General features: G+C 64.5%; 17 protein-coding genes. 12 read left to right on the forward strand and 5 right to left on the reverse strand.

What is annotated here, in order from left to right:
• Positions 1 to 46: 46 nt before the first annotated feature.
• From U4Y88_RS32780 to U4Y88_RS32805, 6 genes are all read left to right on the forward strand, one after another.
• Entirely contained in the window at positions 47 to 1222 is a 1176-nt protein-coding gene (locus U4Y88_RS32780; RefSeq protein ID WP_321789007.1) for a M20 aminoacylase family protein, read from the forward strand.
• A gap of 80 nt (positions 1223 to 1302) precedes the next feature.
• Positions 1303 to 2628 carry an MFS transporter gene (locus U4Y88_RS32785; protein WP_321789009.1) on the forward strand — a complete coding sequence of 442 codons (1326 nt, stop codon included), beginning with the start codon at positions 1303 to 1305 and terminating at the stop codon, positions 2626 to 2628.
• A gap of 68 nt (positions 2629 to 2696) precedes the next feature.
• Positions 2697 to 3089, forward strand: coding sequence for a hypothetical protein (locus U4Y88_RS32790; RefSeq protein WP_321789011.1), 393 nt, complete (start codon positions 2697 to 2699; stop codon positions 3087 to 3089).
• Positions 3090 to 3349: 260 nt separating this feature from the next.
• Positions 3350 to 4978: an efflux RND transporter periplasmic adaptor subunit gene (locus U4Y88_RS32795; RefSeq protein WP_321789013.1), complete on the forward strand. Its 1629-nt coding sequence runs from the start codon at positions 3350 to 3352 to the stop codon at positions 4976 to 4978.
• A 3-nt stretch (positions 4979 to 4981) separates the two neighbouring features.
• Positions 4982 to 8143, forward strand: a complete 3162-nt coding sequence (locus U4Y88_RS32800; protein WP_310631159.1) for a multidrug efflux RND transporter permease subunit — start codon at positions 4982 to 4984, stop codon at positions 8141 to 8143.
• A gap of 4 nt (positions 8144 to 8147) precedes the next feature.
• Complete coding sequence (locus U4Y88_RS32805) at positions 8148 to 9614, forward strand: efflux transporter outer membrane subunit (RefSeq protein WP_321789015.1); 1467 nt, start codon at positions 8148 to 8150, stop codon at positions 9612 to 9614.
• A 68-nt stretch (positions 9615 to 9682) separates the two neighbouring features.
• Here U4Y88_RS32805 and U4Y88_RS32810 read toward each other — a convergent pair whose 3' ends face one another.
• The 5 genes from U4Y88_RS32810 to U4Y88_RS32830 form a co-directional block, all read right to left on the reverse strand.
• Positions 9683 to 9913, reverse strand: a complete 231-nt coding sequence (locus U4Y88_RS32810) for a hypothetical protein (protein WP_321789016.1) — start codon at positions 9911 to 9913, stop codon at positions 9683 to 9685.
• 132 nt (positions 9914 to 10045) lie between these two features.
• Positions 10046 to 10411: a hypothetical protein gene (locus U4Y88_RS32815; RefSeq protein WP_224014816.1), complete on the reverse strand. Its 366-nt coding sequence runs from the start codon at positions 10409 to 10411 to the stop codon at positions 10046 to 10048.
• A gap of 373 nt (positions 10412 to 10784) precedes the next feature.
• Positions 10785 to 11318, reverse strand: a complete 534-nt coding sequence (locus U4Y88_RS32820; protein WP_310631156.1) for an ankyrin repeat domain-containing protein — start codon at positions 11316 to 11318, stop codon at positions 10785 to 10787.
• Positions 11319 to 11600: 282 nt separating this feature from the next.
• Positions 11601 to 13004: a TIGR00366 family protein gene (locus U4Y88_RS32825; RefSeq protein ID WP_321789018.1), complete on the reverse strand. Its 1404-nt coding sequence runs from the start codon at positions 13002 to 13004 to the stop codon at positions 11601 to 11603.
• Positions 13005 to 13426: 422 nt separating this feature from the next.
• Positions 13427 to 14038, reverse strand: coding sequence for an alpha/beta fold hydrolase (locus U4Y88_RS32830; RefSeq protein WP_224014810.1), 612 nt, complete (start codon positions 14036 to 14038; stop codon positions 13427 to 13429).
• Positions 14039 to 14250: 212 nt separating this feature from the next.
• Here U4Y88_RS32830 and hutC point away from each other — a divergent pair, with 212 nt between their 5' ends.
• The 6 genes from hutC (at position 14251) to hutG (ending at position 21054) form a co-directional block, all read left to right on the forward strand.
• Positions 14251 to 14964: a histidine utilization repressor gene (gene hutC / locus U4Y88_RS32835; RefSeq protein ID WP_224014808.1), complete on the forward strand. Its 714-nt coding sequence runs from the start codon at positions 14251 to 14253 to the stop codon at positions 14962 to 14964.
• A gap of 282 nt (positions 14965 to 15246) precedes the next feature.
• Entirely contained in the window at positions 15247 to 16935 is a 1689-nt protein-coding gene (gene hutU / locus U4Y88_RS32840) for a urocanate hydratase (protein ID WP_224014806.1), read from the forward strand.
• On the forward strand, positions 16932 to 17591 hold the full coding sequence (locus tag U4Y88_RS32845; RefSeq protein WP_321789020.1) for a HutD family protein: 660 nt from the start codon (positions 16932 to 16934) through the stop codon (positions 17589 to 17591). The genes hutU and U4Y88_RS32845 overlap by 4 nt, the downstream gene beginning before the upstream one ends.
• Positions 17588 to 18811, forward strand: coding sequence for an imidazolonepropionase (gene hutI, locus U4Y88_RS32850; protein WP_321789022.1), 1224 nt, complete (start codon positions 17588 to 17590; stop codon positions 18809 to 18811). Before U4Y88_RS32845 ends, hutI begins: the two co-directional genes overlap by 4 nt.
• Complete coding sequence (locus tag U4Y88_RS32855) at positions 18808 to 20223, forward strand: formimidoylglutamate deiminase (RefSeq protein ID WP_321789024.1); 1416 nt, start codon at positions 18808 to 18810, stop codon at positions 20221 to 20223. The genes hutI and U4Y88_RS32855 overlap by 4 nt, the downstream gene beginning before the upstream one ends.
• 27 nt (positions 20224 to 20250) lie before the next feature.
• Positions 20251 to 21054 (forward strand): N-formylglutamate deformylase, encoded by an 804-nt coding sequence (hutG, locus tag U4Y88_RS32860; protein WP_321789026.1) that lies wholly within the window; start codon positions 20251 to 20253, stop codon positions 21052 to 21054.
• Positions 21055 to 21061 lie beyond the last annotated feature (7 nt).

The following is a 21061-nucleotide window of genomic DNA, read 5'->3' on the forward strand; positions in this document are numbered from 1 at the left end:
TGAACCTCGCTGAACCTCGAACCGCATCGAAGCAGGAGACTCCCCGATGAACACGATGGCGATCCCGCCCGAAATTGCCGCGATCGAAGCAGAAATGATCGCGCTGCGCCACGCAATCCACGCGCACCCCGAACTCGGCTACGAGGAGTTCGTGACGAGCGATCTGGTCGCGCAGCGGCTGGCCGAATGGGGCTATGAAGTCCATCGCGGGCTGGGCGGCACGGGTGTGGTGGGCACGCTGAAAGTGGGCAGCGGCGCGCGGCGTCTGGGCCTGCGCGCCGACATGGACGCGCTGCCGATTCACGAAGCCACCGGGCTCGATTACGCGAGCCGCATTCCCGGCAAGATGCACGCGTGCGGTCACGACGGCCACACCGCGATGCTGCTCGCGGCAGCGAAGCATCTCGCGCAGTCGCGCAGTTTCGACGGCACGCTGCATCTGATCTTTCAACCGGCCGAGGAAGGCCTGGGCGGCGCGAAGCGCATGCTCGACGAAGGTCTCTTCGAGCGCTTTCCGTGCGATGCCGTGTTCGCCATGCACAACATGCCGGGCTTTCCGACCGGCAAGCTGGGATTTCGCGCGGGGCCGTTCATGGCGTCGTCGGATACGGTCGTGATCGATATCGACGGTCGCGGCGGCCATGGCGCGGTGCCGCATAAGGCCATCGATCCGGTGGTCGTCTGCGCGAACGTCGTGCTCGCATTGCAGACCATCGTGTCGCGCAACGTGCCGCCGCTCGACATGGCGATCGTCACGGTCGGCGCGATTCACGCGGGCGACGCGCCCAACGTGATTCCGCAAACCGCGCAGATGAAACTCTCGGTGCGCGCGCTGCGGCCCGAGGTTCGCGATCTGCTGCAAGCGCGTATTACCGCGCTCGTGCATGCGCAGGCGAGCGTGTATGGCGCGACGGCGCGCATCGATTATCAGCGCCGTTATCCTGTACTGGTGAACGATCCGGCGATGACCGCCTTCGCGCAGGACGTCGCGCGCGACTGGCTCGGCGAAGCGGGGCTGATTCACGACATGGACCCGCTCACGGGCAGCGAGGACTTCGCGTTCCTGCTCGAACATTGCGCGGGGAGTTATCTGATCATCGGAAACGGCGACGGGGAGGGCGGCTGCATGGTCCACAATCCCGGCTACGATTTCAACGACGATTGTCTCGCGACGGGCGCCGCGTACTGGGTCAAACTGGCCGAACGTTTCTTGCAGCCTTGATACCGAACACTTGATTCGGATAGCGAAGGATTAAAGGATCGGGCGCCGCGCGCTCGAACCGGGACAGGAGGAGACTCACGATGAACGCCAGTTCGCTGCACAGCGCCACGGATGCGTCGCCGCAAGCGCACACGCGTGTCACGCGTGCGAAAGCAATCGCCGCGATCACGCTCGGCAACGGCCTCGAGTTTTTCGATTTCACGGTTTACAGCTTCTTCGCCTCGACGATCGGCGCCCTGTATTTTCCGGTGCACGGCGCGCTGAATCAATTGATGCTTGCCGTGGGCAGTTTCGGCGTGGGTTTCATCGTGCGTCCGCTGGGCGGCGTGCTGATCGGCGCGTTCGCCGACCGCGCGGGCCGCAAGGCCGCCATGACGCTCACGCTCTGGCTCATGGCGCTCGGCTCCGCGCTGATCGCGTTCGCGCCCACGTATGCGCAGATCGGGCTCGCCGCGCCCGCACTCATTCTGCTCGCGCGTCTGATCCAGGGCTTCGCGGTGGGCGGCGAGGTGGGCGCGTCCACGTCGCTGCTGCTCGAATACGCCGACGACCGCACACGCGGCTTCTATGGCAGCTGGCAGTTCGTGAGCCAGGGGCTCAACGCCGTCTGCGGCGCGCTGATCGGCGTGGCGCTCTCGACGGCTCTGACGCCTTCGGCGCTCGAAAGCTGGGGCTGGCGCGTGCCGTTCGTGCTCGGCATGCTGGTCGCGCCCGTGGGCGTTTATATCCGCCGCCATCTCGACGAAACGCTCGTGCATGCACAGCCCGACGAAGGCGCCGCCGCCGTGGACGTCGCGCGGCCGTTGCGCGAGATTTTCACGCGTCATCGCGTGGCGCTCGTAGCGGGTGTGGTCACCACGATCGGCGGCACGGCGGCCAACTATATCGTGCTGTTCTACATGTCCACCTATGCGATCAAGATGCTCGGCTTGCCGGTTTCGGTGGGCATGAGTGCGGCGCTGGTGGCCGCGCTTGTCACGGCAGTGTGCTCGCCGTTCGCGGGCTGGCTCTCCGATCGCGTGGGGCGCAAGTGGGTGCTCGGCGTGTCGCGCGTGCTGCTGATCGCCGCGATTTATCCCGCGTTCATGCTGATTCACGCGATGCCCACGGTCGGCATGGTGCTGACCGTGGTGGGCGTGCTGGGCGCGATCGTCGCGTTCACGGCGGTGCCGAACATCGTCATGCTGCCCGAGCTTTTTCCTCAGTCGATCCGCGTCACGGGCATGTCCATCGTGTATTGCCTGGGTGTCTCGATCTTCGGCGGCTTCGCGCAATTCTTCGCGACTTGGCTCATCAAACTGCTCGGCGATCCGCTCGCGCCCGCGTGGTATCTGATTGGCTGCGGCGCGGTTTCGCTGCTGGCCTTGCCGTTGATTCGCGAACCGGCCGGACGTCCGCTCGATTGAATACGGTTTTGGCACGCGCCGACCGTTTCTTTACGCGATCTTTGCGCGCGTCTTTCTAGAATCGAGCCATGTTCAACTACGCGCGCGCCGCGCAATCGTGCGGCGCGCAACTACCCGACATGGCTTCGCTGCTTCCGCATCATCTCGCCTCCGTTTCGTCCTTTAAACCCAAAGCGCCGCGTGCGCGCATCGATCAGGCTCGCGCCACGCAAAGGCTTTCGTGCGTGCGCATGATCGTGCGCGTGGCGACGCACGACGCGCAACTCGCGCGCCGCCTGCTTCACGCCATGCTCGGCGAGGCGATGGGCGCGTATACCATCGACATCGACCGGCGCAGCGAACTCGCTTGCCTGCATGTCGAACTCGAACGCAAGCGCGTGCCGGAAGCGATGGCGTTACTGATCCGCACGTTGCCCGGCGCAGAATTCGGCACGATCAAACGGCTCGAACGCGATCATTAATGCGCCCGGCATTAAGCGATTCGGTTTTCAGGTTTGCAATCATCCAATCTATTTTCCGTTGCCATTTGCGTAACGCGATACACCATTATTTCGCCATGCATAGCAAACGGATGAGAGTGGCAAACATAAGGATGCAATGTCAAGAAACACAGTAAGATCTGCTCCGAGCTTCAAGGCGGCGCAGCGCGTCCGGTAGGTATGCCCGGAGCCGCCTCGGGTTCGTCGGTCCAGCGTAGATCGTCGACAACGGAGAGAACAGCATGGCATGCGGAATTCGGGTTGCCCGTTTGTGCTTGTCGTTGGGATTGCTGCTTGGGGTTGCCGCGTGCCATGAGAAGACGCCCACCGCGTCCGCGCCGCCGCCTGCGAATGTGGATGTGATCGACGTCGCGCTGCGCGACGTGCCGGTGGCATTCGATTATGTGGGACAGACGGAAAGCTCGCAGCAGGTCGAGATCCGCGCCCGCGTGAATGGCTTTCTGGAAAAGCGCATCTATCAGGAAGGCTCGCTGGTTCATCAGGGCGACGTGATGTTCGTGATGGACCGCAAGCCGTTCGAGGCCGCGCTCGACGCGGCGCACGCCGAATATGCGCAGCAGAAGGCGCGTCTGGACACGGCGCAGGCCAACCTGAACCGCGTGCGTCCGCTCGTCGCCAAGAATGCCTTGAGCCAGAAAGACCTCGACGATTCGCTCGGCCAGCAACAGGCCGCGGCGGCCGCGCTCGAACAGGCGCGCGCCAACGTCACGAGCGCGAGCCTCAATCTCGGCTATACGACGATCACCGCGCCCGTGACCGGCTTGTCGAGTTTCGCCAAGAAGCAGGACGGCTCGTATATCGATGCCACCAACAGTCTGCTCACTTACGTGGCGAAGCTCGATCCTATGTGGATCAACTTCTCGCTCTCCGAGAACGAGATGCTGGATCTGCGGACCCAGGTCAAGAGCGGCGCGCTCAAGCTGCCGCAGATCGGCAAACTCGAAGCGGTGATCGTGCTCGCGGACGGCAGCGTGTATCCGTCTCGCGGACGCATTGCCTTTACCGATGCCGCGCTGAGCACCGAAACCGGCACCTATCTGATTCGCGCCGAAGTGCCGAATCCGAATGGCGCGCTGCGTCCGGGCCAGTTCGTGCGGATCAAGCTGCTCGGCGCGGACCGCGCGAGCGCCGTGGCGGTGCCGCAGGACGCGGTGATGCAAGGGCCGCGCGGCGCATATGTCTGGACCGTCGACAAGGATTCGAAGGCGCAGCAGCGCTCGGTGGAAACGGGCGAGTGGAACGGCAACGACTGGGTGATTCGCTCCGGCCTGCGGGCGGGCGACCGCGTGGTGGTCGACAATACCTTGCGGCTGATGCCCGGCGCGGTCGTGAAGGCGAATCTGGTCGCGACGCCGCCGGCCAGCGTGAAGATCCCTGGCGTGGATGCCGCCAATGCACAAGATGGGAATCCTAACGAATCGGATAACAAGCAATCGACGCAGCACGGCACGAACGCCGCGAGCGCATCCAGCCCGGGCGCGTCGACATCGTCATCAGCTTCGGCTTCGGCCGACTCGAACGCTGCGGCACGCACGCCGCTTTATTTCCCGGTCGGCAGCGCCAGCCTCGACGCGCAGTCGGCAAGCGCCCTGGCCGCGGTCGCGAAGCATCTCGCGAGCGCACCCGACACGCACGTGATCATCTCGGGCTACACCGATGCGAGCGGCTCTTACGCCGCGAACGAACGTCTGGCCGCTTCGCGCGCGGCGACCGTGCGTGCGGCGCTGATCGTGGCGGGCGTGCAGAACGCGCGCATCGACATGCGCAAACCCGCGCGCATCGTCGCCACCGATCCGCCCGACAAGTCTCGACGCGTGGACGTCACGCTCTCGCCCTCCACGGGAGGGTGAGCGATGAAGTTCTCCCACTTCTTTATCGACCGGCCGATTTTCGCGTCGGTGCTGTCGATCATTCTCGTGGTCGCCGGGCTGGTCTCGATGTTCAATCTGCCGATTGCGCAGTTTCCCGACATCGCGCCGCCCACGATCACGGTGAGCGCCACTTATCCGGGCGCGAGCGCCGACATCGTCGCGCAGAATGTGGCCGCGCCCATCGAGCAGCAGGTCAATGGCGCCGACGACATGATGTATATGAGTTCGTCGAGTTCTTCGACGGGCAATATGACGCTCACGGTGTATTTCAATATCGGCACCGATCCGTCGCTTGCGCAGGTGGACGTGCAGAATCGCGTGAATCTCGCGCTGCCCACGCTGCCCGATGCGGTGACGGCGCAGGGCGTGTCGGTGCAGAAGCGCTCGTCGGCGTTCATGATGGTGGTCGCGATTTATTCGCCCGATAACGCTTACGACCAGGCCTATGTGGCGAACTACGCGAACGTCTACGTGCTCGATGCGCTCAAGCGCATTCCGGGCGCGAATCAGGCCTCGATTTTCGGTTCCGCCGATTACGCCATGCGCATCTGGCTCAAGCCCGACCGTATGGCGAAGCTGGGCATTACGGTCGCCGATGTGCAGAACGCGATCAGCGCGCAGAATCAGCAGTTTTCCGCGGGCCGATTAGGGCAATCGCCGACCACCGAACCCGTGCAGCAGACTTTCCCGGTGGCCACCAAAGGGCGGCTGACCGAGCCCGTCGATTTCGACAATATCATTCTGCGCGCGGGTTCGACCGACGCCGCCATTGTGCGCATCAAGGATATTGGTCACGCGGAACTCGGCGCAAAGGATTATTCGCTGCGTGGCCGCTATAACGGCAAAACGGCAACGCTGATCGCCGTTTATCAGCAGCCGGGCGCGAACGCGCTGCAAGTGGCCAAGCAGGTGCGCGCCACGCTGGAGCAACTGAAAAAGAATTTCCCGCCGGGCCTGAAATACGAAGTCGCGCTCGACACCACCGAATTCGTGCACGAGTCGATTGGCGAAGTGGTGCATACGCTGCGCGACGCGGTGATCCTCGTGATTCTGGTGGTCTATATCTTCCTGCAAAGTTTTCGCGCGACGCTCGTGCCGATTCTCGCGGTGCCGGTATCGATCATCGGCGCGTTTATCGGCATGGAGGCGTTCGGCTTTTCGATCAATATGCTGACCTTGTTCGGCATGGTGCTGGCGATCGGCATCGTGGTGGACGATGCGATCGTCGTGATCGAAAACGTCGAGCGCAATATGAGCGAATTCAAATTGCCACCGAAGGAAGCGGCCAAGCGCGCGATGGATGAAGTCAGCGGGCCGGTGGTGGCGATCGTGCTCGTGTTGCTCGCGGTGTTTATTCCAGTGGCGTTTCTTTCCGGCATTACCGGGCAGTTGTACAAGCAATTCGCGGTGACGATCGCGGTGTCCGTGGTGCTGTCCGGCGTGGTGGCGCTCACGCTTTCGCCGGCGCTCGCGGCCATTCTGCTGAAACCGGGCGAGCAGAAAAAGAACCGCTTTTTCCGCTGGTTCAACGAGAAATTCGACAAGCTCACCGAGGGCTACGGCAGCTGGGTGCAGAGCGCGATTCGCCGCGTGCTGCTGTCGATCGGACTGATCGTTGTGATGCTGATCGCCACGGGCGGACTCTTCAAGAGCATTCCGTCGTCGTTCTTGCCGGTGGAAGATCAGGGCTATCTGCTCGGCGCGGTCGTATTGCCCGACGCGGCGAGTCTCGACCGCACCGGCGCATTGTCGAAGAAGGCGGAAGACTGGTTCGCGAAGCAGCCCGCCGTGAGTTCGGTGGCGGCGCCTATCGGTTATAGCCTGATCGATTCGCAATATAAATCGAATGCGGGCACGCTCTTTATCACGCTCAAGGGCTTCAAGGATCGCGGCGAAAACGGCTCGGCGCAGGATCTGATTCGCGAAGCGAACAAGGCGTTTTCGAGTTTCAAGGACGGCGCAGTGGTGCCGCTCAATCCGCCTTCGATTCCGGGCCTTGGCACCACGGGCGGTTTTGAATTCTGGCTGCAAAGCACCGGCGACGGCAATTATCAGCAGCTTGAGGAGAAAGTGCGCCAGGTCATTGCGAAGGCGCGCCAGAATCCCGCGTTGCGCAGCGTGAATTCGACCATCAATACGAATTCGCGGCAATTGCTCGTGGAAGTCGATCGCGAGCGCGCGGAAACGCTCGGTGTGCCGATTCAGGATGTGTATTCCGCGTTGCAGACGATGTTCGGATCGTCGTATGTGAGTCAATTCCCGAAGGGCAGCCGTCTGTTTCAGGTGATCGTGCAGGCGGAGCCGCAATATCGCACGCGCCCTGAAGACATTCAGCAGCTTTACGTGCGCAACACCAGCGGCCAGATGGTGCCGATCAAGGCGCTCGCGACCGTGCGTTTCGTGCCGGGCGCGGATATCGTGAATCGCTTCAATAATTTCCCGGCGGCCAAGATTACCGGCGATGCCGCGCCGGGTCACAGTTCCGGCGAGGCAATTGCGGCGATGGAGAATATCGCGCGCGAAACGCTCGGCGACGGCTACAACTACGAATGGAGCGGCCAGGCCTACGAAGAAAAGAAAGCGGGCTCGACGGCGGCGCTCGTGTTTGCATTCGCGTTGCTGATGGTGTTCCTGATTCTCGCGGCGCAATACGAAAAATGGTCGCTGCCGATTGGCGTGTTGCTCGCGGTGCCATTCGCGTTGTTTGGCGCATTGGTCGGCATTTTCATACGCGGCATGGAAAACGATGTGTATTTCCAGATCGGTTTGACCGTGCTGATTGCGCTGGCCGCGAAGAACGCCATTCTGATTTTCGAATTTGCCGTGGAAATGCGCGAGAAAGAAGGGCTCTCGCCTTACGACGCCGCGCTGCACGCCGCCAAATTGCGGCTGCGTCCGATCATCATGACCTCGCTCGCGTTCATTCTCGGTTGCGTGCCGCTCGCGATCGCCAGCGGCGCGTCGGCGGCGAGCCGGCGCTCGCTCGGCACTGGCGTGATTTTCGGCATGCTCGGCGCCACGGTGATCGCGCTGTTCTTCATTCCGATGTTCTTCTGGGGCCTCGAAACGCTGTCGTCGCGCAAAAAGCCGAAGGCCGAGCCGACCATGCCGCCGCCGTCGGCGCCGCCCGCGCAGGAGGGTTGAAGCCATGAAGCCGAGACTCCCGCGCGCCTTGCAACGCACCGCGCCGATGGCGCTTGCGGCCTGCCTCGCCGCTTGCGCGGTCGGGCCCGACTATCACCGGCCGACGGTGGACACGCCGTCGTCGTATCGCTTCGCTTCGCCGGGCGCGGAGGTGGTCGATCCGTCGCTCGACTGGTGGACGCAATTCAACGACCCCGTGCTTGACGACCTGATCGCGAGGGCGCTCGCGCAGAACAAGGATTTGCGTATTGCCGCCGCGCGCATCGAGGAATATTACGGGCGCTACGTGGTCACGCGTGCGGGGCTGTTTCCGCAGGTGGGCGCGAATTTCGGCGCCTCGCGCAGCCGCAGCGTGCCCGCGCCCGGTTTTCCGCCCCAGGTTGGCAATCAGGTGCAGCTCGAAGGCGTGGCGTCGTGGGAACTCGATTTGTTCGGGCGTCTGCGGCGTTTGACCGAGGCCGCGCGCGCCGATTATCTCGGCACGCAATCGGCGCAGCAGGCCACGCGCATCGCCTTGATCGCCAATGTGGCGTCGAGTTATCTGCAATTGCGCGATTACGATAATCAGCTGACGATTGCGCAGGAAACGCTCAAAAGCCGTCAAGGCGCGCTTGATCTATTTAACGAGCGCTTTTCGGGCGGCGTGGTGTCGAAACTGCAATTGAGTCAGGCGCGTTCGGAATATGAATCCGCGCAAGCGTCGGTGTATTCGATTCAGCAGCAAATCGCGCAGCAGGAAACGGCGATTTCGCTTTTGCTCGGCCAGAATCCGGGGCCGATTCCGCGCGGTAAATCGATTACCGAATTGTCCGCGCCCGAGATTCCAGCCGGTTTGCCTTCGTCGCTTATCGAGCGGCGGCCCGATGTTCTTCAGGCGGAGCAGGCGCTCGTGTCCGCCAATGCGTCGATCGGCGCGGCGCGCGCGCTGTATTTTCCGCAGATTTCGCTCACGGGATTATTCGGCGCGGCCAGCACGGCGCTCTCCGGTTTGTGGACGGGACCGGCGCGCGTCTGGTCGTTCGCAGGGTCGATCACGCAGCCGATTTTCGAGGGCGGCGCGATTGCGGGATCGGTGCATCAGGCGGAAGCGGTGCAGCAGGAAGCGCTGCTGAGCTACGAACAGACCATTCAGCAAGCGTTCGCCGATGTGGAGAATGCGCTCGTCGGCGCGGCGCGCACGCGCGATCAACTCGACGCCACCACGCGCCAGGTGGAGGCGCTCACGCAATATGCGTCGCTTTCGCGCGATCTTTACGAGGGCGGCTATACGAGTTATCTGGAAGTGCTCGATGCGGAACGCAGTCTGTTTAGCGCGCAATTGCAGCAATCGGCGTTACAGGATCAGCAACTCGCGCAAATCGTGAGTCTGTATAAGGCGCTCGGTTATGGCTGGACGCCGCAAGCCAATGCGGATGGCGCGCAGGATACGAAAGGCGCAAACAGCGCGACGAAAACCGCTCCGCAGTCGTAACGCGCGGAGCGGTCGCTGAAAAAGAGAGAGTGAATTCGCGGAGAATAAGAAGCGGCAACACGCGCCGTTCAAGGCGATTCCGCTAGCAGATAGCGCAGCGATTGAGGTTCGGCGCGCGCCGCTTTCGCGACGTGCTGCGATTTGCGATCGGTCTTCGGCGCGATTTTCTGCACCTGTTTGCCGCTATGCATGCCGGGCGTCGGCGTATCGCGCTGCGCCCAGACCGTGGTGCTCGCCGCCGATGCGCAAGCGCACAGCGAAATGGCGACGAACGTGCTGGCGAATCGAGAGGGGATCATCGGAACGCTCCCGCAGCGGCGCGTGGCCGCGAGTGCGCGAACGGGAGTTCGCGCGGCGTTCCTGAGTATGGTCGTGCGACGGGCGCGCCGCCTCCATCGTCTGATGGAGAAACGTGCGGCGGGCGTTCTCGCTTATTCGGCGGCGCGGCGGTCGGCGAGTGCGAGTTCGCAGTCCTTGAGCACCTGCAGAACCAGCTTCGCCTGGTAATTGAGGTCGTCGGTATCGAGGATTTCCTCGACGGCGTCGCGCGCCCAGGTGGCGTCGACGAACCATGCGTGCTGCTTGGCGATTTCCTGCGCGATGGCGGTGAGCCGCGCGATGGCAAGCCAGTCGGCTTCGCGCGCGTGACGGTCGAGCCACTTGTGCGCCGCCTGCACGTGAAAAGCCGCGTTGGGCCAGGATTCGTTGAGGTAGTACGCTCCGAGGCTCCCGCACGTGAGCCAGCAGAGCAATTCCACGCGGTCGCGCGGGCTTAGATGGTGGCGTACATCACTCATGGCGACGCTCGCGAAGGTGACGAAGTTCGATTGACGGGCACATGCACGTTACGACTCCAGTGCCAAAACAATATCACGTAAACGCAGTGGAGCAACAGACGTGCCTTGCGCGGGCTACAGATGTAGCGTCGCCTGGAGGCGGTTCGTATGCATACCAGGAGTGTCACCAGGACTGCGTGCGCCAGCACACCTGGCGGCGCAGATCGGGCGGCATAAAGCGGTTCGGCAGGGCGAAATAGATGCCTGGCGCATTCGTCCCGGCCGGTCGGATCGCGCCATCGCTTCGGGGTGAGCGCGCCGCGTGTTGATGCGTGTTGGCGCGTGTTGCAGCCGGGAGTCGAGCCCTTAAATCGCTGCGCGAAGCCGCAGTGGCCTAGCTGGTCCTGCCGCTGGCGCGCGCGAGCCATGCGGCGGCGTCGGAGGCGCCCATGCCGTTGGCGACGTCGAACGCGGTGTTGCCCGCGCCATCCTGCGCGGACGGATTCGCGCCGCGTGCAATCAGCATTTCGACGATGTCCACGCGGTTGAACATGGCCGCGATCATCAGCGCGGTGCGGCCGTCGGGCGAGGCGCCTTCCACGTCGGCGCCGTTGTCGAGCAGCGCGGCGATCACCTCGGTGTAGCCCTTGAACGCAGCGCCCGCGAGCGGCGTCTGGCCGTTGTCGTTGCGCAGGTCGGGATCCGCGCCGCGTTGCACCAGCGCGCGCACGGCGTTGGCGTGGCCGTGATAGCTCGCGAGCATTACGAGGCTGTCGCCTTTATCGTTGCGCAGATTGGGCGGCAGGCCCTGGTCGATCAGCGAGGCGAGCGTGGCGGCTTCGCCGCGGCGCGCGGTGTCGAAGACTTCGCGGGCAAAGTCGAGGAGGCGTGGATCAAAATCGTCGGCGGATGGGGCGTTGGCGGTCAAGGCGGGCTCCTTCGGTGCGGTCGGTGGCGCGCCCGCGCGCTGCCGGGCGAGCCCCATTGTCGCCGATTCGCGCGTGCAGTGCGCGTCCCCGGAAGTGCAGCGAAGCGCCGCAAAAGCGCAAGGAAAGCGGCGCGCACGAAAACAAAAAAACAAAACGGCGCCGCGCTCCGCCGCTCGTGAGACAAACGCGGCAGGCGCGGCGCCGTTGGGCCGCTCAAACGGAGACTGCATCGCAGGCCGACGTCATGCGGCCCATGCAGCGACGAGCAGACGATCAGCGCATCACGGCACGAGCCAGAGCGCCACCGCGTAAATCACGAGCGAGACCGCGAACGTCACGGCCGTGTAGCCCATCACGCGCTGGATGCGGATGCCCGCGATCGCCACGATCGGCACGGCCCAGAACGGTTGCAGCATGTTCGAGACGTTTTCGGCCATCGCCACGCCCATCGCGGTGCGCGGCACCGACGCGTGCAGGCTCAGCGCGGCGGGCAACACGAACGGACCTTGCACGGCCCAGTGACCGCCCGCGCTCGGCACCAGCAGCGTGATGATCAGCGAACTCAGATAGCTCCAGATCGGCAGCGAAACCGGCGTGGCGATCGTCACGAACGCCTTGGCGATCATCGACGCGAGGCCGGTGCCTTTCATGATCCCCATGATGCCGCCGTAGACCGGGTATTGCAGCAGCATCGAGCCGGTCTGGCGCGCGGCGCGGCGGATCGCGTTCGCGTAGGCGATGGGCGTGCGCTGCAGCGCGAGGCCGATCAGCAGGAAGATCAGGATGGTCGTGTTGATGTCGAGATCGAAGCCTTTCTCGCTCCACTCCATCGCCAGAAAACCCACGCCGAGCACGAGCAGCAGCAGCGTGCCGAGCATCGACTGTTCGAGGCGCGTGGCGAACGACGGCGTGTCGCTGATGCGCGCGTGCGGGTCGTCGCTGGGCGCGCTGTCTTCGTCCTGCGCGGCCTGATTGAAGGGCACCACGTCTTCCGCCTTCGGGTGCATGCGGATGAAGATCGCGGTCATCACAACGACCACCAGCACGGTCGGCACGAACACGAACGGCGCGAACACGGTCTCGGCGAGCGGCACGACGTGGCCCGTGGCCTTTTCGACCAGATTGAGCGCGTTGCCGTGCGAAGCCTGCGAGAGCGCGATGGAACTCGACAGGCCGCTATTGCAGATCGACCACGCCGAATAGCTGCCGGCGACGAGCCACGCGAAATCGACCTTCACGCGCCGCGCGATTTCGCGCGAGAGCAGCGCGCCGACGATCAGGCCGAGGCCCCAGTTCAGCCACGCCGCAATGGCGACGACCGGAAACACCAGCAGCGCGGCGCGCGCGGGCGTCTGCGCTTTGGCCGCGAGCGCGCGCAGGCCACGCTGGACGATGGGCGCTTCGGCGATGGCGTAGCCGGTCGCGAGAATCAGGATCATCTGCAGCGCGAAGCCGAGGATGCCGAAGGTGCCCGTGTACCAGGCGTCGAGCAGCGTCGGGATATGGCCTTGCGGCGCAATCGCGAGCGCGAGCACGGCGACGAACGCAGTGAGGCAGATCGAGAGGACGAAGGGGTCGGGCATGACCCGCTCGAACACATAGACGAGGGCGGCGACGACGCCGCGGCCTTTCGCGGAGGGTGGCTGGGCGGTGGATGACGCGTTGGAGTGGTTGTCTCTTTTCATGCTGTTATGAATCGCGCAGTGTGTGGCTGCAAGCTGATGTGCGCCACGCGCGGCGTGCCACGAGGTGTCACGGCATGCGTGCGGCGGCCTGCTCGTTGTTCTTGTTATCGTGCGTTCGCAATGCGAACGACGTTTCGTTTATCGAACCGGCCAATGGTCGCTTTATGCCTGCTGAATGTCAAGCCGCAATCGCGTCAGTTCGCGGCTTTTTCGCGGCAGATCGACGCGAATTGAATGCAAATTGAAAGTAAGTGAAAGCTGAAAAGAAGGCGCGGGAGGCGTTGGGGCGCGAGTCGGCGCGCAGGCGCAGCGTCGATCGGGCGAGCGATCGGCAGGCGTGGGAGAGCGAGGCGGGGAGAGGGGACCGGGGAGAGGGAAAAGCGCGCGTGGCGTGGCACCACGCGCGCGACGTGCGAATGACGTCAGGCTTGCTGCAGGAACTCGTCGACGAGCGGGGCGAGCACGCTCGCGTGCGCTTTCGCCAGATCGTGGCCGCCGCCGTTCACGAGATCGAGTTCGGAATTCGGCAGCAATTCCAGCAGTTTTTCGCCGACGGCGAGCGGGCTAATGGGGTCTTCGTCGCCCCACAGCAACATTACCGGCTGCTGGATATAGGGCAGTTCGCCCGTGAGGTCTTCGCGCAGCGTCAGGAACCAGTCCGGCAGATGCGGATTCTCCTTGCCGAAGCTCTCGCGCCAGTCGCTCGCGCCCAGCGCCTGCGTGTCGAGGCCGCCCGAAGTGACGGCCAGCACGAGGTGCGTGACGAGCGCGGGCTTCGCGAGCGCCGCGCGCAGGGCCAGCACGCCGCCCATCGACTGGGCGATCAGCGCGGTCGGACGGTCGATGCGCTGCACGAGGCGGCGCACGAGGTCTTCGAAGTTTTCGACGTCGGGGTCGGCCGGTTCGGCGCCGAAGCCCGGATAGGCGAGGAACTGATGCTCGGCCTCATAGGTGAGCGCGTTCGCCATCGGTTGCCAGAACGCGGGGTCGCCCGAGGCGCCCGGCAGGAAAATGAGTTGGGTCGGTGCGTTCAAGGTCGTTTCGCTCGGAGCGCGCGTGAAGGTGGCGTAAAGGGGGGCGGCGCCGCGAACGCGCGCCGCAAGATGGCCCGGACCGGCGGCCTGGACCGGAAGCCGCCGATCTTAGCACGCAAGCGCGCGGGCTTCGCGCGTGGCGTGAACGAAGCGCAGCGGCGCGCCGGAACGTCAACGGTACAATGTGGCCGGTCCATTTCCCGCTCGACACCATGCAAAAAAAGCCGGCTCAGGGTGCGCCACTGCCCGCCTACGAACAGATCAAGCGTCACGTCCTCGCGCAGATCGAAAGCGGTGCGCTCAAGCCCGGCGACGTCGTGCCGTCCGAAACGGAAATGGTGAAGGAATTCGGCGTCGCGCGCATGACCGCCTCGCGCGCGCTGCGCGAACTGATGGCCGAAGGCGTGCTGAACCGCGTGCGTGGATCGGGCACCTACGTGGCGCCGCGCCAATACGAATCGACGGCGCTGCAGATCCGCAATATCGCTGATGAAATCGCCGCGCGCGGCCATCGCCACAGCGCCAACGTGCTCGCGCTCGAAGCCAGCGACGACGCCGGCGCCATCGCCGCGCTCGAACTCGACCAGGGGCCGGTCTATCACTCGCGCATCGTGCACAGCGAGGAGGGCGAGCCGATCCAGTACGAGGACCGCTACGTGAATCCCGAGGTGTTTCCCGAGTATCTCGAACAGGACTTCACGGTCGAAACGCCCAATCACTATATGGTGCGGCTCGCGCCGATCCAGCGCGCGGAATTCCGCATCTACGCGCAGAAGCCCGACGCGCGCGTGCGCCAGTATCTGGCGATGGAGATCGGCGAGCCTTGTCTGCTGCTGCTGCGCCGCACGTGGGTGGGCCAGCACGTGGCGACCTCGGTGCGCCTCTGGCATCCGGCTTCGCGTTTTCATCTGGCCGGCACGGTCTGACGCCTTTTCCCGCTTCGCGGCGCGCCTTTCTGCGCGCGCCCGGCACGCCCGTCGTGCTTGTCTTGTAGTCGTCTTGTCTAGTCAATGAGCGCCGCTTCAGAGCGCTCGATTCTCCGCTAACACGCTAAAAAACCTCGTGAAACGCCAGGGTAATCCCCTGGCTTTGTTTTATTGAAACGAGTTGTATATACAACTTGTCGGCGTTAGACTGGGCCTCACGTTGTCGCGACGCCGTATCGCGCCCGAACTTTCCTTCCGACACTGCCGAGACGAAAGCACGCCATGAACCATCCGAACTTCACCGATCCCCGCCTCGATCCTTCCCGCACGATCCGCGCGCCGCGCGGCAGCGAGAAAGTCTGCAAGACCTGGCTGGCGGAAGCCGCCTATCGCATGATCCAGAATAATCTGGACCCGGAAGTCGCCGAGCATCCGCACGCGCTGGTGGTTTATGGCGGCATCGGTCGCGCCGCGCGCAACTGGGAATGTTTCGATCAGATCCTCGCGTCGCTGAAGGATCTCGGCGAAGACGAAACGCTGCTGATCCAGTCGGGCAAGCCGGTCGGCGTGTTCCGCACGCATGCCGACGCGCCGCGCGTGCTGCTCGCGAATTCGAATCTCGTGCCGCACTGGGCCACGTGGGAGCATTTCCACGAACTCGACCGCAAGGGCCTCATGATGTACGGCCAGATGACGGCGGGCAGCTGGATCTATATCGGCTCGCAGGGCATCGTGCAGGGCACCTACGAAACGTTCTATTCGGTCGCGAACCAGCATTTCAACGGCAATCCGAAGGGCCGCTGGATTCTCACGGGCGGCCTCGGCGGCATGGGCGGCGCGCAGCCGCTCGCAGCCACGATGGCGGGCTTCTCGATGATCGCGGTGGAATGCGACGAGACGCGCATCGACTTCCGTCTGAAGACGCGCTATGTGGATCGCAAGGCGAAGACGCTCGACGAGGCGCTCGCCATCGTCGAAGAAGCGAAGCAGACGGGCAAGCCGGTGTCGGTGGGTCTGCTCGGCAACGCGGCCGACGTGTTCGCCGAATGCGTGACGCGCGGCATCACGCCGGACTGCGTGACCGATCAGACCAGCGCGCACGATCCGATCAACGGTTATCTGCCGCAAGGCTGGAGCGTCGAGCAGTGGCGCGAGGCGCAGAAGGTCGCGCCCGACAGCATCGTGAAGGTCGCGAAGCAGTCGATGGCGCATCAGGTCCAGGCGATGCTCACGCTGCAGGAACGCGGCGCGGCCACGCTCGATTACGGCAACAACATTCGCCAGATGGCGCTGGAAATGGGCGTCGAAAACGCCTTCGATTTCCCGGGTTTCGTGCCGGCGTATATCCGTCCGCTGTTCTGCGAAGGCAAGGGGCCGTTCCGCTGGGTCGCGCTCTCCGGCGATCCCGAGGACATCTACAAGACCGACGCGAAGGTCAAGGAACTGATTCCCGACGATCCGCATCTGCACAACTGGCTCGACATGGCGCGCGAACGCATCGCGTTCCAGGGTCTGCCCGCGCGGATCTGCTGGGTGGGCGTGAAGGATCGTTATCGTCTGGGTCAGGCGTTCAACGAGATGGTCAAGAACGGCGAATTGAAAGCGCCGATCGTGATTGGCCGCGATCACCTCGACACGGGTTCGGTCGCGAGCCCGAACCGCGAAACCGAATCGATGAAGGACGGCTCGGACGCCGTGAGCGACTGGCCGCTGCTCAACGCGCTGCTGAACACGGCGGGTGGCGCATCGTGGGTGTCGCTGCATCACGGCGGCGGCGTGGGGATGGGCTTCTCGCAGCACTCGGGCGTGGTGATCGTCGCGGACGGCACGCAGGCGGCGCATGAACGCCTGGGCCGCGTGCTGCACAACGACCCGGCCACGGGCGTGATGCGCCACGCCGACGCCGGCTACGAACTCGCGCAGCAGACCGCGCGCGAAGCCGGTCTCAAGCTGCCGATGCTGGGCCGATGAGCGACGTTCGCGCAACGCACGCGCCGCGGCTCACGCTGCTGCGCGGCGCGGATCTCGTGGCGTCGCCGTGGAAGAACGGCGGCGGCGTCACGCGCGAGATTGCGGCTGAGTCTGCGCCTTGGCTCGCCGATGAGCTTGCGCACGACGTGACCTTCGCGTGGCGCGTAAGCGTCGCCGACGTTGCGCAGGCGGGGCCGTTTTCGCGCTTCGCGGGCGTGGATCGCACGCTGGTGTTGCTCGAAGGCGCGGGCATGTTGCTCGATGAACGCGATGCGATGGGTTTGACGACACACGCGCTCACGCGAGCGCTGGACGTCGCGCGTTTCGACGGAGCCACGCCCATCGATGCGCGTCTCGTCGATGGTGCGACGCGCGATTTCAACCTGATGGTGCGCCGCGACGTGGCGAGTGGCACGCTCGATATCTGGCGAGAGGCGGGTTCGCATCGCGTTCCGGCGCAAACGGATACCGTGCTGCTGTATGGCGCGCAAGGCGTCATGCGTGCGCGCATCGCTGGCGGCGATTGGATCGCGCTCGAAACCGGCGACATGCTGCGTATCGACTGCGCGCAGGCAGCAGAAATCGAAACGCAAGGCGAGGGCGCGCTGCTCGCCATTACGCTGAACGTGCAACGACATTCCACGAAAGCGCCATGAATCAAACCGTCTGGCACCACCTCAAACTCTGCGCGCAGGGCGACCCGCGCGACACGATCGACGACGCGGCCATCGTCGTCGAGAACGGTACGATTGCGTGGCTCGGCGCGGCGTCGGCGCTACCCGCCGCGTACGCGCAATGGCCGCGCGAAGACCTCGGCGGCGCGTGGGTGACGCCGGGTCTCGTCGACTGCCATACGCATCTGGTCTATGGCGGCCAGCGCGCCGACGAATTCGCGCAACGCCTCGCGGGCGTGAGCTACGAAGAGATTGCGCGTCAAGGCGGAGGCATCGTTTCGACGGTGCGCGCCACGCGCGCCGCGAGCGAAGCCGAACTCTTCGCGCAATCGGCCGCGCGTCTCGAACCGCTGCTCGCGGAAGGCGTGACCGCCGTCGAAATCAAATCGGGCTACGGCCTCGAACTCGATACCGAACGCAAGATGCTGCGTGTCGCGCGGCAACTGGGCGAGCGTTATCCGGTGACAGTGCGCACGACGTTTCTCGGCGCGCACGCATTGCCGCCCGAATACGCGGGACGCGCCGACGCTTATATCGACGAAGTCTGCGAACGCATGCTGCCCGCGCTCGCGGATGAAGGTCTCGTCGATGCCGTCGATGTGTTCTGCGAGCGCATCGGCTTTTCGATCGCGCAGAGCGAGCGCGTGTTCGAAGCCGCGGCGCGTCGCCATCTGCCCGTGAAAATGCACGCGGAGCAATTGTCGAATAGCGGCGGCGCGGCGCTGGCGGCGCGTTATGGCGCGTTGTCGTCGGATCATCTTGAGTTTCTCGACGAAGCAGGCGTGGCCGCGATGAAAGAGGCGGGCAGCGTGGCCGTGCTGCTGCCGGGCGCGTATTACTTCATCCGCGAAACGCAGTTGCCGCCGCTCGATCTGCTGCGCCGCTACGAAGTGCCGATCGCGATCTCCACCGACAGCAACCCCGGCACGTCGCCCGCGACCTCGCTGCTGCTGATGATGAACATGGCGACCACGCTGTTTCGCATGACCGTGCCCGAAGTGCTGCAAGGCGTGACGCGTCACGCGGCGCAGGCATTCGGCGACGCGGCGCATCACGGCACGCTAGGCGTGGGACGTCCCGCCGATTTCGCGGTCTGGCAGGTGCAATCGCTCGCCGAACTGGCCTACTGGATCGGCCGTCCGCTGTGCGCGCGCGTCGTGCGCGGCGGTCAAACTGTTTTCGAACGCGGTCAACGCGCATGAACACCTTGAATTCCGATTCTTCCAATCGCGCGCTGTTCGCGGCGCACGCGTGGCTGCCCGAAGGCTGGCGGCGTAACGTCCTGCTCGAATGGGACGCGCGCGGCACGCTGCTGCGTGTGCAGGCCGATCTTCCCGCCGCGCCCGCGGGCGTAACGGTGGCGTCCGGTCCAGTAATGCCAGGCATGCCTAATCTTCATTCGCACGCGTTTCAGCGCGCGATGGCGGGCCTCACCGAATACCGCGCGAATCCCACCGATAGTTTCTGGAGCTGGCGCGATCTGATGTATCGCTTTGCCGCGCGCATCACGCCCGACGATCTCGGTGCGGTTGCGCGCTGGCTCTATGTGGAAATGCTCAAGGCGGGCTATACGTCCGTCTGCGAATTCCATTACGTGCATCACACGCAGGACGGCCAGCGTTACGCGAGTCCCGCCGAACTCGCGCAGCGCGTGGTGGGCGCGGCGCGCGACACGGGCATCGGCATGACGATGCTGCCGGTGCTTTACCAGTACAGCGGCTTCGGCGCGCGCGCGCCGCGCGACGATCAGCGCCGCTTCATCAACACGCCCGAGCAGTTGCTCGCGATCATCGAAGCGCTGCGCGAAACGCATCCCGAGCAGGGCGCGTTGCGTTACGGCGTCGCGCCGCATTCGTTGCGTGCGGTCTCGCACGATTCCTTGCGCGCGATGCTCGACGGTCTCGACGCGGCTTTGCCCGGCGCGCCCGTGCATATCCACATCGCCGAGCAAACCGCTGAAGTCGATGCGTGCATCGAGACCGAAGGCGCGCGTCCGGTGCAGTGGCTGCTCGATCGCTTCGATGTGAATGCGCGCTGGTGCCTCGTGCATGCCACGCACGTCGATGCGCAGGAGACGCTTGCGCTCGCGCGCAGCGGCGCGGTCGCGGGCTTGTGCCTGACCACCGAGGCGAATCTCGGCGACGGCATTTTCCCGGCGCACGATTACCTCAACGCGCAAGGTGCATTCGGCGTGGGCTCGGACAGCCATATCGGCGTCGATTGGCGCGCGGAATTGCGCCTGCTCGAATACGGCCAGCGTCTCGTCCGCCGCGAGCGCAACGTGCTCGCTTCGCCGCAAACGGCTTGTGTCGCCGACCGGCTTTATGCAGGCGCGCTGGCAGGCGGCGCGCGGGCGACGGGCCGTCAGGTGGGCGCGCTCGAAACGGGCGCGCGCGCCGACTGGATCGTGCTCGATCCACAACATCCGAATCTCGCCGAGCAGACGCCGCGCACGTGGCTCTCGTCGGTGGTGTTCTGCGAACACGGCGAGACGCCGGTGCTCGACGTCTATACCGGCGGCGAGAAAGTGATCGAACAACGCCGCCATCGCGACGAAGCGCGCCTTTATGCCGACTATCGCCGGACGCTTGCGCGCCTGCTCGCCGATGCCTGAGCGCACCGCCATTCAACGGACCGAATCATGACCGAACTCTTTACGCTCGAACGCGGCACGGCGCCTTTGCTCGTTTCGATTCCGCATCTGGGCACCACGATTCCCGCCGATTTGCGCGATCAGTACAGCGATATTGCGCTCACGGTCGCCGATACGGATTGGCATCTCGATCGTCTTTACGCCTTCGCGAAGGCGCTCGGCGCGACGATTCTGGGCGCGCGCATCTCGCGTTATGTGATCGACCTGAATCGTCCGCCGAACGACGAAAGTCTCTATCCGGGCCAGACGACTACGTCGCTGTGTCCCACGGAAACGTTTCGCGGCGAGCCGGTTTATCGCGAAGGCCGTGCGCCCGATGCCGCGGAACGCCAGCGCCGCGTGCAAACTTACTGGCAGCCGTATCACGACACGCTGCGCGCGGAACTGCAACGTCTGCGCGCCGACCATGCGAACGTGCTGTTGTGGGAAGCGCACTCGATTGCGAGCGTGCTGCCGCGTTTATTCGACGATAAATTGCCGGATCTGAATATCGGCACGCAGGATGGCCGCACGGCGCATGCATCGGTGCAGGCGGCCGTCGAGCGCGGCGCGAGCGCGAGTGCATTCACGTCGATTGCGAATGGCCGCTTCAAAGGCGGCTATATCACGCGCCATTTCGGCGCGCCGCAAGACGGCGTGCATGCCGTTCAGCTCGAAATGTGCCAGTCGACCTATATGAACGAGGACGCGCCATTCGACTATCGGCCCGATCTCGCGCAGAAGGTGCAGCCGGTGTTGAGCGCGATGGTGGGCGGTGCGCTCGATGCGGTGCAGGCTTTGAATCGCGGATAACACGCGC

This window comes from Paraburkholderia sp. J94, from assembly GCF_905220285.1.
Classification (GTDB): Bacteria; Pseudomonadota; Gammaproteobacteria; order Burkholderiales; family Burkholderiaceae; genus Paraburkholderia; species Paraburkholderia tropica_A.

Excerpts from the sequence above, each read along its gene's own strand:
- U4Y88_RS32780 (WP_321789007.1), top strand. The coding sequence starts at position 47 with ATGAACACGATGGCGATCCCGCCCGAAATTGCCGCGATCGAAGCAGAA.
- U4Y88_RS32785 (WP_321789009.1), top strand. The coding sequence starts at position 1,303 with ATGAACGCCAGTTCGCTGCACAGCGCCACGGATGCGTCGCCGCAAGCG.
- U4Y88_RS32790 (WP_321789011.1), top strand. The coding sequence starts at position 2,697 with ATGTTCAACTACGCGCGCGCCGCGCAATCGTGCGGCGCGCAACTACCC.
- U4Y88_RS32795 (WP_321789013.1), top strand. The coding sequence starts at position 3,350 with ATGGCATGCGGAATTCGGGTTGCCCGTTTGTGCTTGTCGTTGGGATTG.
- U4Y88_RS32800 (WP_310631159.1), top strand. The coding sequence starts at position 4,982 with ATGAAGTTCTCCCACTTCTTTATCGACCGGCCGATTTTCGCGTCGGTG.
- U4Y88_RS32805 (WP_321789015.1), top strand. The coding sequence starts at position 8,148 with ATGAAGCCGAGACTCCCGCGCGCCTTGCAACGCACCGCGCCGATGGCG.
- U4Y88_RS32810 (WP_321789016.1), bottom strand. The coding sequence starts at position 9,913 with ATGATCCCCTCTCGATTCGCCAGCACGTTCGTCGCCATTTCGCTGTGC.
- U4Y88_RS32815 (WP_224014816.1), bottom strand. The coding sequence starts at position 10,411 with ATGAGTGATGTACGCCACCATCTAAGCCCGCGCGACCGCGTGGAATTG.
- U4Y88_RS32825 (WP_321789018.1), bottom strand. The coding sequence starts at position 13,004 with ATGAAAAGAGACAACCACTCCAACGCGTCATCCACCGCCCAGCCACCC.
- hutC (WP_224014808.1), top strand. The coding sequence starts at position 14,251 with ATGCAAAAAAAGCCGGCTCAGGGTGCGCCACTGCCCGCCTACGAACAG.
- hutU (WP_224014806.1), top strand. The coding sequence starts at position 15,247 with ATGAACCATCCGAACTTCACCGATCCCCGCCTCGATCCTTCCCGCACG.
- U4Y88_RS32845 (WP_321789020.1), top strand. The coding sequence starts at position 16,932 with ATGAGCGACGTTCGCGCAACGCACGCGCCGCGGCTCACGCTGCTGCGC.
- hutI (WP_321789022.1), top strand. The coding sequence starts at position 17,588 with ATGAATCAAACCGTCTGGCACCACCTCAAACTCTGCGCGCAGGGCGAC.
- U4Y88_RS32855 (WP_321789024.1), top strand. The coding sequence starts at position 18,808 with ATGAACACCTTGAATTCCGATTCTTCCAATCGCGCGCTGTTCGCGGCG.
- hutG (WP_321789026.1), top strand. The coding sequence starts at position 20,251 with ATGACCGAACTCTTTACGCTCGAACGCGGCACGGCGCCTTTGCTCGTT.